This is a genomic window from Rhodococcus sp. BUPNP1 (assembly GCF_002215235.1).
Lineage (GTDB): Bacteria > Actinomycetota > Actinomycetes > Mycobacteriales > Mycobacteriaceae > Rhodococcus.
In genome coordinates this window covers 1-12,392 of sequence record NZ_NERM01000009.1, presented here as the reverse complement: position 1 = coordinate 12,392, position 12,392 = coordinate 1, and the positions used below count along the sequence as shown (strand labels likewise).

Below are 12,392 nucleotides of genomic sequence, written 5' to 3'. Positions count from 1 at the left end.
TATCAGCAGGAGGAGAGGATCCGCGACATCGCGTCGTGTTCAGCCTGGGTGACCCACAGTTCGTAGGTCGTCTTCACCTCGATCTGCCGCACGACGTACTCGCAATGGAAGGCGGTATTCGGCGGCAGCCACTCCGACGCGTCGGAGTCGCCCTTGCCCTGGTTGGTGGGGCCGTCGACGGCGATCAGGTTGCGCGGATCGTTCGCAAGATTCCGCTTCTGCTGGTCGTCGAGATGGCGGGCGCCCTTCTTCCACGCATCCGACAGGGCGACGACGTGGTCGATCTGCACGGCGGACGAGGTCTCGACCCCGCGACGGAAGGAAATCGTCTTCCCCGTGTACGGGTCCTCGAGCGTGCCGGCAGTGACCGTGCACTGCTTCTTCCCGGGCTCGAAGGAGACGTCGACGAGATCGCGCTGCAGGATGTCGTTACGAGTGTCGCAGCCGTTGCGCCCCAGGTCGACGGTCACTTCGTCGGTCCACGCCGAGCCGAACAGTGAGCGGTCGTAGCCGCTCTGCGACTCGGCGGGCCGGACGGGCAGTGCCTCCAGCGCCTCGAGGGCTTCGGAGGGGTTCTCGACCGTGCCCCCGCCGGTACCGCCCGGCTCGTCGTCCCCTATCGGTTCGAGGAGGACGACGGCCACGGAGACCACGACGAAGCACAGGATCCAGACCCAACGGGGAACGGACGACGTGCGAATACTCGCCATATGTCGATACTGCTACGAAGTCGTATTGCTACCGCTGCTTCCTACTTCGCGAGCGGGGGCATCTTCACGACCTGGCCCGCATAGGACAGGCCGGCACCGAACGCGAGGAGCAGCGCGGTGGATCCGACCCCGACCTGGCCGGTGCGCAGCATCTTCTCCATCGCCAGCGGGATGGACGCGGCGGAGGTGTTGCCGGTCTCGATGATGTCGTCGGCGACCGCGACGGTCTCGGGCAGTTCGAGCTGCTTGACGATGACGTCGTTGATGCGCAGGTTGGCCTGGTGCGGGACGAAGGCGTCGAGGTCCGCGAGGGCCACGCCGGCCTTGTCGGCGATCTGCCGGGCGAACTTGCTCATCTCGAAGGCGGCCCAGCGGAAGACCGCGGTGCCCTCCATGATGATCCAGGGACGCTTCTGGTCCGGGTTGGTGGCGAAATCGACCCAGTCGGGTTCCTGACGGATCGCGTTGGCCTGCGAACCGTCGGAGCCCCAGACGGTGGGACCGACGCCGACCTCGTCGGACGGGCCGACGACCACGGCACCGGCACCGTCGCCGAAGATGAAGCGCACCGAGCGATCGGTGGGCTCGGTGGTGTCGCTCATGCGCTCGACACCGACGACGAGCACGTGCTCGGCCGTTCCGGCGCGCACGAGATCGGAGGCGACACCTAGGGCGTAGCAGAAACCCGCGCAGCCGGCCTGGATGTCGAGCGCCGCGGCGCCGCCGGTGCCGATGCGGTCGGCGACGAGAGCCGCGGCCTGCGGGGTCTGGAAGGGGTAGGTGGAGGTCGCGACGATCACGGTGTCGATCTGCGCACCCGTGAGGCCGGCGGCCACGAGGGCCTGCTCGGCGGAGCTCGTCGCCATGTCGACGACCGACTCCTCCGGATGCTGCTTCGCGAAGCGGCGCTCCTTGATGCCGGAGCGCGACTGGATCCATTCGTCGCTCGAGTCGATCTGCTGGCAGATCTCGTCGTTGGTGACGATGCGCTCGGGGCGGTGCACACCCAGACCGAGCAGCGCGCTGTTCCTCAGCGGGGCAGGGACAGCGATCTGTGCACCCATCAGACGAACTCCTCCTCCTCGACGTACCGCGTGTCGGCACATCGCATCCGGTCAACAATATCGCAGGTCACGATTTCGTCACAGCGCTACCCCGACGATGCGCTTCCGTAACCCTCACCGCAAGCGGGGGTCCCAATCGCCACGCGAGGCTAGCGTCGCGGTCATGGATGCACAGGCCTGGAACGAGAAGTACGCGGCGTCGGAACTGATCTGGGGCGCGCCGCCCAATCCGGTGATCGTCGAACACGTGACGTCGCTACCGCACGGTCGCGCCCTCGATCTCGGCTGCGGTGAAGGTCGTCACTCCCTGTGGTTGGCGACGCGCGGATGGGAAGTCGTGGGCGTCGACTTCTCCGAGGTCGCCCTCGACAAGGCCCGACAGGTCGCTGCGCAGGCGCCGTCCCGCTCACGAGACCGGCTCCGCTACGTCCGCGCGGATGTGACGACCGACTCGTTCGACGGAGAGTATGACCTGATCCTCTCGGTCTTCCTGCATTTTCCTCCGCCACAGCGGAAGGCGCTTCTCGACCACGCGATCAATTCACTGAAACCTGAAGGAATCCTCATATTCCTGGGGCACGACGCAATAAATCCCGACGAAGGAGTGGGCGGACCCCAGGACAAGGAAATCCTCTACACACCAACCGATCTCGTCGAGGAAATCGACGGCAGATTGGACATCAGGATTGCCGAACGGCGATATCGGGAAACCGATGCGGGAACCGCGATCGACGCGCTCGTCGTGGCGAGCAAACCACCTCTTGGCAGTTAGTTGCCCGACGAGTAACATGGAGATGTTACCGACGAGTAATAACTTGGGCGGTACTTGAAGCCAGCTGGACCGCACCACACTGGGAGACACCGACGACATGGGCCATTACAAGAGCAACCTCCGCGACCTCGAGTTCAACCTCTTCGAGTTCCTGAAGATTCAGAAGGTCCTCGAAGCAGGCAAGTTCGGCGACCTGGACGAGGACACCGCGCGCGGCATCCTCGCCGAGGTCAAGACACTGACCGAGGGGCCGGCAGCCGAAGGCTTCGCCGACGCCGACCGCAACCCGCCGGTCTTCGACCCCGAGACCCATTCGGTGTCGCTTCCCGAGCCGTTCAAGAAGTCGTTCCGCGCCTGGTGGGACGCCGGTTACTGGTCCATGGGCATCCCCGAGGAGCTCGGCGGCACCGACTCACCGCGCAGCCTCCTGTGGGCCGTCAACGAGATGATGCTCGGCGCCCAGCCCGCGGCCTTCATGTACGCGGCCGGCCCCGCCTTCGCAGGCGTGCTCTACGACAACGGCACCGATGAGCAGAAGAAGTGGGCCGCCACCTGCGTCGAGCGCGGCTGGGGCGCCACCATGGTCCTCACCGAGCCCGACGCCGGTTCCGACGTCGGCGCCGGTCGCACCAAGGCGATCAAGCAGGACGACGGCTCCTGGCACATCGAAGGTGTCAAGCGGTTCATCACCTCGGCCGACTCCGACGACCTGTTCGAGAACATCTTCCACCTCGTCCTCGCCCGCCCCGAGGGTGCCGGCCCCGGCACCAAGGGCCTGTCGCTGTTCTTCGTCCCGAAGTTCCACTTCGACTTCGAGAAGGACGAGTTGGGCGAGCGCAACGGCGTGTTCGTCACCAACGTCGAACACAAGATGGGCCTCAATGCCTCCGCGACCTGCGAGGTCACCTTCGGTGGCCACGGCGTTCCGGCCAAGGGCTGGCTCGTCGGCGAGGTCCACAACGGCATCGCACAGATGTTCGACGTCATCGAGCACGCCCGCATGATGGTCGGCACGAAGGCCATCGCGACCCTGTCGACCGGCTACCTCAATGCCCTCGACTACGCCAAGGAGCGCATCCAGGGCGCCGACCTGACCCAGATGTCCGACAAGACCGCCCCGCGCGTGTCGATCATGCACCACCCGGACGTGCGGCGTTCGCTGGCGATGCAGAAGGCCTACTCCGAGGGCCTGCGCGCCGTGTACCTGTACACCGCGGCGCACCAGGACGACGTCGTCGCCGAGCAGGTCTCGGGTGCCGACGCCGCTCTCGCGCACCGCATCAACGACCTGCTGCTGCCGGTCGTCAAGGGTTGCGGCTCCGAGCGGGCCTACCAGTACCTGAAGGATTCGCTCCAGACCCTCGGCGGTTCGGGCTTCCTGCAGGACTACCCGATCGAGCAGTACATCCGCGACTCGAAGATCGACTCGCTGTACGAGGGCACCACGGCCATCCAGGCGCAGGACTTCTTCTTCCGCAAGATCGCCCGCGACCGTGGCGTGGCGCTCGCCCACATCGCCGGTGAGATCAAGAAGTTCGTCGAGCGCGACGACGCCGACCAGCGTCTGAAGAAGGAGCGCACGCTCCTGGCCACCGCGCTCGGCGAGACCCAGACGATGGTCGCGACGCTCACCCAGTACCTCATGGGTGCGCAGGAACAGCCCACCGAGCTGTACAAGGTCGGCCTCGGTTCGGTCCGTTTCCTCGAGGCGTTCGGCGACCTGATGATCGGCTGGCTGCTGCTCGAGCACGCCGAGATCGCTCTCTCCGCGCTCGACGCCGACGTCGACGCCTCGGACAAGGCGTTCTACGAGGGCAAGGTCGCGGCCGCGTCCTTCTTCGCCAAGAACGTCCTGCCGGAGCTGAGCGTCGCGCGTCAGATCATCACCGACGTCGACCTCGACATCATGGAGCTCGACGAAGCGGCGTTCTGATCGAACCGCTCACGGCGGTAGCGCGATAGACGAGACCGACGTTGTGCGCGATTTCCCGACGGATTTCGCACACGACGTCGGTCTCGTCGTTTTTCGGGAGCAGCATTGACAACCTTTGTTGTCAGTAGCACTCTGAGCCCTGTGACCATCACCGGCACGTCGACGACGACTCGGTACATGCGCGACCGCGAGAAGGCCGCCCGCATCACCGCACCCCTGCGCCCCTTCGCGGGACGCGCTCCCGATGCCACACCCGAGGAGGCGGACGCCCTGCGCCGCGCCCTACTCGAGCGCGACGAACCCAGCGCCGAACTGGTGCGGGCCATCCGGCGCGACCGTACTGTCACCCTCGCGCAGTTCCGCACTGCACTGGCCGAGGGCATCGACGCCGTCCCCGACGCCCCTCCCGTGCTCCGGAAGTACTTCGAGATGCTCGAGGACACCCCCGACTGGGTCGACCGCGACACGATCGCCCTCGGCGCACGCACGCTGCGCAGGGTCGGATCCGACGTCGGCGACGTCCTCGCCTACGGCTCGCTGCTCGGCGGATACAACAACTCCGGTCCACTACCGGTGCTGACGTCGTCCGGTCGCCTCACCGGTGAGCGCACCCGCCGGCGCATCGCCGAGACGGGGACGTGGTGGAACGGGTGCGTCGCCGACGGCGGTCTCGAACGCTTCGGCGAAGGCTTCACGCTCTCGGTGCACGTGCGACTGATGCACGCCTTCGTCGACTATCACCACGAGCACGACGGCGAGTGGGACACCGAGTTCCGCGGACTACCGGTCAACCAGTTCGACCAGGCCGGCACGCTGGGCCTGTTCTCGATCACCTTCCTGCTCCACACCCGCGTCCTGGGTGTGCGGTACACCCGGCGCGAGGCCGAAGCCGTCCTGCACCTGTGGGCGTACGTCGGGTGGTTGATGGGCGTCGACCCGAAGTGGCTCCGGTTCGAGGAGCGCTCTGGACTGCGGATGATGTACCAGATCGGGTCGTCCTCACCCGCCGCCGACGAGAACAGCCACATGCTCGCCCGGTCGCTCGTCGAACTCCCGCTCCACACCCGGTATCCGCGTTTCCAGGCACTGCGTCGACGGTACGAATACGAACGCGGACTGTCGCTCGCGACAACACTTCTCGGCCCGTCCGGCGTCCTCGCACTGAAGGTCCCGCTGCGTCCGCCGTGGTATCCGGTGGGTCGCTTCGCCGTGAACGTCGTCAAACATCATGTGATCGGCCGTTTCCCGGCCGGGAAGGCGTGGCTGCAGCGTCACGGCGAGAAGCAACTGCGCGACGCGCAGCTCCGCATCCTCGACGGCGAGATCCCCGACGTGGTGCCGCTTCCCGAGTGACGAAACTACGGGAGGTTGTGTGCGAGTTCTTCGCCGGAACCGCACACAACCTCCCCGAAGTTTCGAGGACGTCGGTTACTCCTCCTCGGTTCCACCCTCTGCCGGCGCTTCTGCCGCAGGCGATTCCGGCGCGGGTGCGTCCTCGGCCTCAGCGTCCTCCGATCCGGTGTCGCCGGAGGTCGCGTCGTCGCCGCCACCGGAAGGCTCGTCGCTCGGTTCCGGTTCGGGGCTGATGCACTTCACGATCGGGACCGGGTCGTACCGGACTGTGCGCGTCGCGTTCGAGATCTGCGCGCCCGTCCGTGCGTCGGTGACGATCCGGGTGTCGGTGACGGTGAAGCCCTGCGCGCCGCTCGACGGGATGCAGGCCGACCCGGCGGGCAACGTGATCGTGTTGGGCGAGGTGAAGTTCGTGCGGTTGCCGGTGACCGACTGGACGTCGACGGTCTTGGTGCCCCAGATCCGCACCGTGATGTCCGAGCTCGTGCCGATCGTCTGGATCAGGACGCCCGTGTCGAACGGGTTGCGGAACTTCAGGTCGATGGCGCCGTCGTAGATCGTGGCCTCGCGGGCCGCCGGGTACCGGGAGATGTAGTAGCTGTGCTCGGTGTGCTCGACGTCCTCCATGCCGGCGAAGTAGGTCGCGTTGTAGAGGGTGGTCGCGAGCTGGCTGATGCCACCGCCCACGGCCTTACCGGGACGTCCGGACTCGATGATGCCCGACTCGATGTACCCCTGTGCCGCACCGCGCGGACCGGTGTAGTCGTTGAAGGAGAAGGTCTCCCCCGGCTTGACGATGGCGCCGTTGATCTCCTGGGCGGCGAGCCGGATGTTGACGCCGGACGCGTATTCGAAGCCGCTGGTGGTGAACTCCGAGACCACTTCCTCGATGCCGAGCTTCTCGGCGCCTTCGGTGGTGAGTTCGGGTTCGGCCTTCTTGTACACCGCGTCGGTGCTGCGGTCGCCCTCCTCCTTCAGCAGGTCGGGCAACTTCTCGAGGGTGACGGGCCAGTCGACCATCTCGCCGGTCTCACTGGGCACGATCGTCGGGCGACCACCGTCGAGGACGATCCGCGCATCCTTCGGTTCGGTCTCCGACGGCGCGAGCTGCGGCGCCAGGATGCCGATCGCGGCCTCGGTGTTGTACTGCGGTTCGAGTCCTCCCGAACCGTCCGGCACGAACGACAGGACGGCGCCCACCGCATCGCGCGGAAGCACACCGACGGCCCCGTCGAGCCCCCGGACGACCAGATCCTGCGCCACGGCCGGAACGGCGACCTCCGCCAGCGCCCGGTCGAGGCCCTCGCGGGTGACGGTGACGTCGACGCTCTCGACAGGCAGCGAGACGTCGCCGTACGGCCAGCGCTCGGCGAAGACGTCGCCCGCGACGGCCACGTCGAGTTGCTGGCCGGGCTGCGGCGTCACCGGAACGGGTGTGCCGTCCTCGAAGACGATGTTGCCCTCGCGCGGCTCGTGCGCGGCGGCAGTGGCGGCCTTCTCGATGGCTGCGGACAGGGCGACCTCGTCGCGCGTGGAGACCACACCGACCTCGTCGTTCCCGAAGAACGACGCGAGTCGCGTGAACGGATTGAGCGGCTGCGAACCCACCTGGTCGAGCGTCGCGGGCCAGTCGATCCCGATCCCGGCCTCGGACGGCACGATCTGTCCCTGGGTGTCGCCGGCGGTGACGTCGACGGGCATGTCGAGCCGCGGCGTCAGTTGTTCGGTGAGTTCGGCCTCGGCCGCATCGAGCGACATGCCGCCGATCTCGACACCCGCGACGGTGACACCGCGCGGCACCTTGCCCGACGACAACGCCAGATCGGCCACGTAGAACACGGCGAGCAGCGCGACGACACCACCGACGACGAGCGCGATCGTGCGCCGGGGCAGATTCGATCCGGACCTACCCGGTTCGTCGCCGTCTCCGCCGGAACCTCCCGGGCCGCCGGTGGGCGGAGGGGTGACGGGAGGCGGCCCCTGCGGCGGCGGACCCGCCTGCATCTGGTGGGTCGGCTGGTCGCCCTGCGGCGGATGGGCGGCCGACGGCATCGCCGTCGACGTGGGTGGGACGGGAGCCCCCGGCTGTTCGGGACCGGGTTGTGCCGGACCGGGTTGCGCCGGGTCCGGTTCCCCCTGCGAACGGAGGAGCCGAGGGGTGGCGGCGGACGATCCGTCCGGTGCGCGGTTCCCCGGCGCGACGACCGGGATGACCGCGGTGGGTGCCTCCGAAGGATGGACGTTCTCGGTCGGGGACCCGTCCGCGCCGGTGGGAGCCACCTGGTCCGTGCCATCGGATCGGGCCTCTGTGGGAGCCTGCGGGGCAGCCATGGCTTCCGTCTTCGGCTCGTCGACCTGCGGTTCCACCGCTCCGCTCGCCTCCGGCGTTTCGCCGGCGACCGGCTGCGGAGCCTCGGCGGCCGGCTGCGGCTCGGTGACGCTGCCCGCTCCAGGCTCGGTCGCTTCACCCGCTTGCGGCTCGGTGACACTGCCCGCCTCCGCCACCTCCCGGTGAGGATCGACCGCTTCGAAACGCTCGGTAGGAGCCGACGCACCCTCGGCCTCGCGAGCGGACTCCGCCGTCGAACCGACGTTCTCGGCTCGTGCGTCGTCGTGCTCGTGAGGGGACTCGTCGGTCCCGTTGCTGCCGCTCACCCGGATCCCTTCGCAAAGCTGGGCGCGCCGTCGAATTCGCGCGCCGACTACCTGGTTTCAAGGGTAGTGCCCCAGCTTCGGGCGGCTTCGCCCGGAATGCGAAGACCCCGCGTTGCTACCAGGTCGGGGGTCAGGCAGCAGCGCGGGGTCGCTGGGTCTATCGCTGTCCGTCGCGGAGCGTTACACACCGAACGGAACTTTTTTTCTCAACGACTTCCGAGGGATGTCGATCAGGCCTCGAGAATCGCCGTCACACCCTGTCCACCTGCGGCGCAGATGGAGATCAGGCCGCGGACGGGCTTGCCGGTCTCCTGCTTCTTCTCGTGCAGCATCTTGGCCAGCGAGGCCACGATCCGGCCGCCGGTCGCGGCGAACGGGTGGCCGGCCGCCAGCGACGAGCCGTTGACGTTGAGCTTGCTGCGGTCGATCGAGCCGAGCGGGGCATCGAGCCCCAGCTTGCCCTTGCAGTACTCCTCCGACTCGAACGCCTGGAGCGTGGCGAGCACCACGGAGGCGAACGCCTCGTGGATCTCGTAGAAGTCGAAATCCTGCAGGGTCAGGCCGTTGCGCTGCAGCAGGCGCGGGATGGCGTAGGTGGGCGCCATGAGCAGCCCGTCGCCACCGTGGATGTAGTCGACCGCTGCGGTCTCGGAGTCGACGAGGTAGGCGAGCACGGGCAGCTTGCGCTCGGCGGCCCACTCCTCGCTCGACAGCAGCGCGGCCGACGCGCCGTCGGTGAGCGGCGTCGAGTTACCGGCGGTCATGGTGGCGTCGCCGAGCTTGGTGCCGAAGACCGGCTTCAGCGTCGACAGCTTCTCGACCGACGAATCGGGACGCAGGTTGTCGTCGCGGGTCAGCCCGAGGAACGGGGTGACGAGATCGTCGAAGAAGCCCCGGTCGTAGGCGGCGGCCATGTTGCGGTGGCTCGCGACGGCCAGTTCGTCCTGGGCCTCGCGGGAGACGCCGAACTCCTTGGCGGTGATCGCGGCGTGCTCACCCATCGACAGGCCGGTGCGCGGCTCGCCGTTGCGCGGGATCTCGATGCCGAGCATCGACGGGCGGACGTTGCCGAGCAGCTTGACCCGGTCGGCCGTGGTGCGGGCCCGGTTCAGGGAGAGCAGGAACTCGCGGAGCTGGTTGTTCACGGCGATCGGGGCGTCGGAAGTGGTGTCGACGCCGCCGCCGATACCCGCCTCGATCCGTCCGGCGGCGATGGCGTCGCCGACCGCGATGATCGACTGCAGGCCGGTGCCGCACGCCTGCTGCAGATCCCAGGCCGGGGTGTAGGGGCTCAGCGCGCTGCCGAGCACGCTCTCGCGGACGAGGTTGAAGTCGCGGGCGTGCTTGAGGACGGCACCGCCGACGACGGCGCCGAGGCGCTCACCCTGCAGGTTGAAGCGGCCGACGAGACCGTCGAGGGTGGCGGTGAACATGTCCTGGTTGGACGCGCGGGCGTACTTGCGGTCGGACCGGGCGAACGGGATCCGGTTGCCTCCGAGAACGGCGACACGGCGCTGCTGCGTGGAACGGGCTTTGGTGGTCACTGGTGTCTCCCGGTTTCGGACGGATTCGAATTCTGGCTACTATTCTTACTCACGGGTAAGTTTGTTGTCGAACACGCTTGCTGTCGAACACTGCACCGACGACCGAATCGAAGAAGGTGGAATCGTGGCCGAAGCCAAGGGCGCACCCAAGCTCTACGCCCAGCTCATCTCGTCCGCACCCGGAGCGTTCCTCGCCAAGCAGTTCGGTCTGCCACAGCCCGAGAAGCTCCGGCGCTACCAGCCCGGCGAGCCCCCGCTCCCCGGCCCCGTTCTGCTCGGCGGCAACGGCCGCCTGGTCGAACCGATCCGCAACCTCCTGAGCGACTACACGTTCGCCGAGCCGTCCGACACGAAGTTCGGCGCACTCGTCTTCGACGCTACCGGCATCACCGACCCCGCGGGCCTCGAACAGCTCTTCACGTTCTTCCAGCCCTCCCTGCGCAATCTCGCCCCGAGCGGCCGCGTCGTCGTCCTCGGCACCACGCCCGAGGAGGCCGGGTCGGTCGACGAGCGCATCGCCCAGCGCGCCCTCGAGGGCTTCACGCGCAGCGTCGGCAAGGAACTGCGTCGCGGTGCCACCGTGCAGCTCGTCTACGTCTCGCCGGAGGCCGCGACCGGCCTGTCCGGCGTGGAGTCGACGCTGCGCTTCCTGCTCTCGGCGAAGTCGGCCTTCGTCGACGCCCAGGTGATCCGCATCGGTGAGGGCGACGCCACCGCCCCCGAGTCGTGGGAGCGCCCGCTCGCCGGCAAGGTCGCGGTCGTCACCGGGGCGGCCCGCGGCATCGGCGCGACGATCGCCGAGGTGCTCGCCCGCGACGGCGCGACGGTCGTCGCCGCCGACGTCCCCGCGGCCGGCGACGCGCTGACCCAGACCGCCAACAAGGTCGGCGGCACCGCCTTCGCGCTCGACGTCACCGCACGCGACGCCGGCGAGAAGCTCGCCGCGCACCTGCTCGAGCGTCACGGCGGCGCCGACATCATCGTCCACAACGCCGGCATCACCCGCGACAAGCTGCTCGTCAACATGGACGCCGATCGCTGGAACGCCGTGATGGCCGTGAACCTGATCGCCCCGCGCAAGATCACCGACGTGCTCGTCGAGAAGGGCGCGCTGAAGGAGGGCGGCCGGGTCATCGACGTGTCGTCGATCGCCGGTATCGCCGGTAACCGCGGCCAGACCAACTACGGCGCCTCGAAGGCCGGTGTCATCGGTCTCGTCCAGGCGACCAGCGAGGCGCTCGCCGACAAGAAGATCACCGTCAACGCAGTCGCTCCGGGCTTCATCGAGACCGCCATGACGGCCGCGATCCCGGTCGCCACCCGCGAGGCCGGCCGCCTGATGAGCTCGCTGCAGCAGGGCGGCGAGACCGTCGACGTCGCCGAGACCGTCGCATGGTTCGCGAGCCCCGCGTCGAGCGCCGTGACCGGGCAGGTCGTGCGCGTGTGCGGCCAGTCCATGCTGGGGGCGTAGATGGCACGGATCGAACTGTCCTCGCCGCCGTCGACCTTCGACATCTACAGCCGGGCCGTGCTCGGGGCGCTGCCCGTGGTGGGCGCGTCGGGCGACAGCCTGCCCGACGACGTCCTGGTCCTGCGGTCGCTGAAGGTCGATCCCGACGATCTCGCCGAGTACACCAAGGTGTGTGGGCTGCGGTTCGGCGACAGCCTGCCGCTGACCTATCCGTTCATCCTCACGTTCCCGCTCGTGATGAAACTGATGGTGTCGAAGGGCTTCCCGTTCGCTGCCGTCGGTTCGGTGCACGCCGAGAACGTGATCGAGCAGTTCCGGCCGATCTCGGTCACCGAGCCGCTCGACATCGCGGTGCACGCGGAGAACATGCGCGAACACCGCAAGGGGCTGCTGGTCGATCTCGTCAGCGAGGTCAACGTCGGACGCGAGTTGGTGTGGCGGCAGACGTCGACCTTCCTGCACCAGCAGCGCACGTCGCTGTCGGGTCAGCCCAAGCCGGAGCCGAAGGAGGAGGAGATTCCCCTGGTCCCCACCTCCACGTTGCGGGTCGACCAGAAGGTCATCGACCGCTACGCGGCGGTCTCCGGTGACCGCAACCCGATCCACGTCTCGACTTTGGGCGCCAAGGCTTTCGGATTCCCGAAGACCATCGCCCACGGCATGTGGAGCGCGGCGGCCACCCTGTCGGCCGTCGAAGGACGGATCCCCGGCAAGGTGACCTACGCGGTGCGGTTCGGGAAGCCGGTCCTGCTGCCGTCGTCGCTGAGCCTGTACGCGCAGCACGTCGCCGACGGATGGGATCTGGCACTGCGGCATCCGAAGAAGCAGTACCCGCACCTGACCGCCACGCTGCGGTAGGGCGGGGAACCACCGAGACTTCGGGCGGGGCG

General features: G+C 68.0%; 9 protein-coding genes. 5 read left to right on the top strand and 4 right to left on the bottom strand.

Annotation, left to right across the window (positions count from 1 at the left end; translation table 11 throughout):
* Nucleotides 1-2: 2 nt before the first annotated feature.
* Both B9C99_RS11275 and B9C99_RS11270 read right to left on the bottom strand, forming a co-directional pair.
* A complete protein-coding gene (locus tag B9C99_RS11275; RefSeq protein WP_006552660.1) occupies nucleotides 3-710 on the bottom strand; it encodes an HNH endonuclease family protein in 708 nt (235 codons plus the stop codon).
* A 41-nt stretch (nucleotides 711-751) separates the two neighbouring features.
* The gene (locus B9C99_RS11270) at nucleotides 752-1,774 is read right to left on the bottom strand and encodes a beta-ketoacyl-ACP synthase III (RefSeq protein ID WP_006552661.1); all 1,023 of its coding nucleotides are present in this window, start codon (nucleotides 1,772-1,774) and stop codon (nucleotides 752-754) included.
* Nucleotides 1,775-1,937: 163 nt separating this feature from the next.
* Between B9C99_RS11270 and B9C99_RS11265 the strand changes: the two genes are divergently transcribed.
* From B9C99_RS11265 to B9C99_RS11255, 3 genes are all read left to right on the top strand, one after another.
* Entirely contained in the window at nucleotides 1,938-2,546 is a 609-nt protein-coding gene (locus B9C99_RS11265; RefSeq protein ID WP_006552662.1) for a bifunctional 2-polyprenyl-6-hydroxyphenol methylase/3-demethylubiquinol 3-O-methyltransferase UbiG, read from the top strand.
* A gap of 97 nt (nucleotides 2,547-2,643) precedes the next feature.
* Complete coding sequence (locus B9C99_RS11260; RefSeq protein ID WP_088897877.1) at nucleotides 2,644-4,479, top strand: acyl-CoA dehydrogenase; 1,836 nt, start codon at nucleotides 2,644-2,646, stop codon at nucleotides 4,477-4,479.
* A 141-nt stretch (nucleotides 4,480-4,620) separates the two neighbouring features.
* On the top strand, nucleotides 4,621-5,832 hold the full coding sequence (locus tag B9C99_RS11255) for an oxygenase MpaB family protein (RefSeq protein ID WP_229565860.1): 1,212 nt from the start codon (nucleotides 4,621-4,623) through the stop codon (nucleotides 5,830-5,832).
* 75 nt (nucleotides 5,833-5,907) lie between these two features.
* Here B9C99_RS11255 and B9C99_RS11250 read toward each other — a convergent pair whose 3' ends face one another.
* Both B9C99_RS11250 and B9C99_RS11245 read right to left on the bottom strand, forming a co-directional pair.
* Nucleotides 5,908-8,487 carry a VanW family protein gene (locus tag B9C99_RS11250; protein WP_172414921.1) on the bottom strand — a complete coding sequence of 860 codons (2,580 nt, stop codon included), beginning with the start codon at nucleotides 8,485-8,487 and terminating at the stop codon, nucleotides 5,908-5,910.
* Nucleotides 8,488-8,717: 230 nt separating this feature from the next.
* Nucleotides 8,718-10,031 carry an acetyl-CoA C-acetyltransferase gene (locus tag B9C99_RS11245; RefSeq protein ID WP_016695526.1) on the bottom strand — a complete coding sequence of 438 codons (1,314 nt, stop codon included), beginning with the start codon at nucleotides 10,029-10,031 and terminating at the stop codon, nucleotides 8,718-8,720.
* Nucleotides 10,032-10,155: 124 nt separating this feature from the next.
* Here B9C99_RS11245 and B9C99_RS11240 point away from each other — a divergent pair, with 124 nt between their 5' ends.
* Nucleotides 10,156-11,502: a 3-oxoacyl-ACP reductase gene (locus B9C99_RS11240; protein ID WP_088897982.1), complete on the top strand. Its 1,347-nt coding sequence runs from the start codon at nucleotides 10,156-10,158 to the stop codon at nucleotides 11,500-11,502.
* Nucleotides 11,503-12,360 carry a MaoC/PaaZ C-terminal domain-containing protein gene (locus B9C99_RS11235; protein ID WP_088897876.1) on the top strand — a complete coding sequence of 286 codons (858 nt, stop codon included), beginning with the start codon at nucleotides 11,503-11,505 and terminating at the stop codon, nucleotides 12,358-12,360.
* Nucleotides 12,361-12,392: the final 32 nt, after the last annotated feature.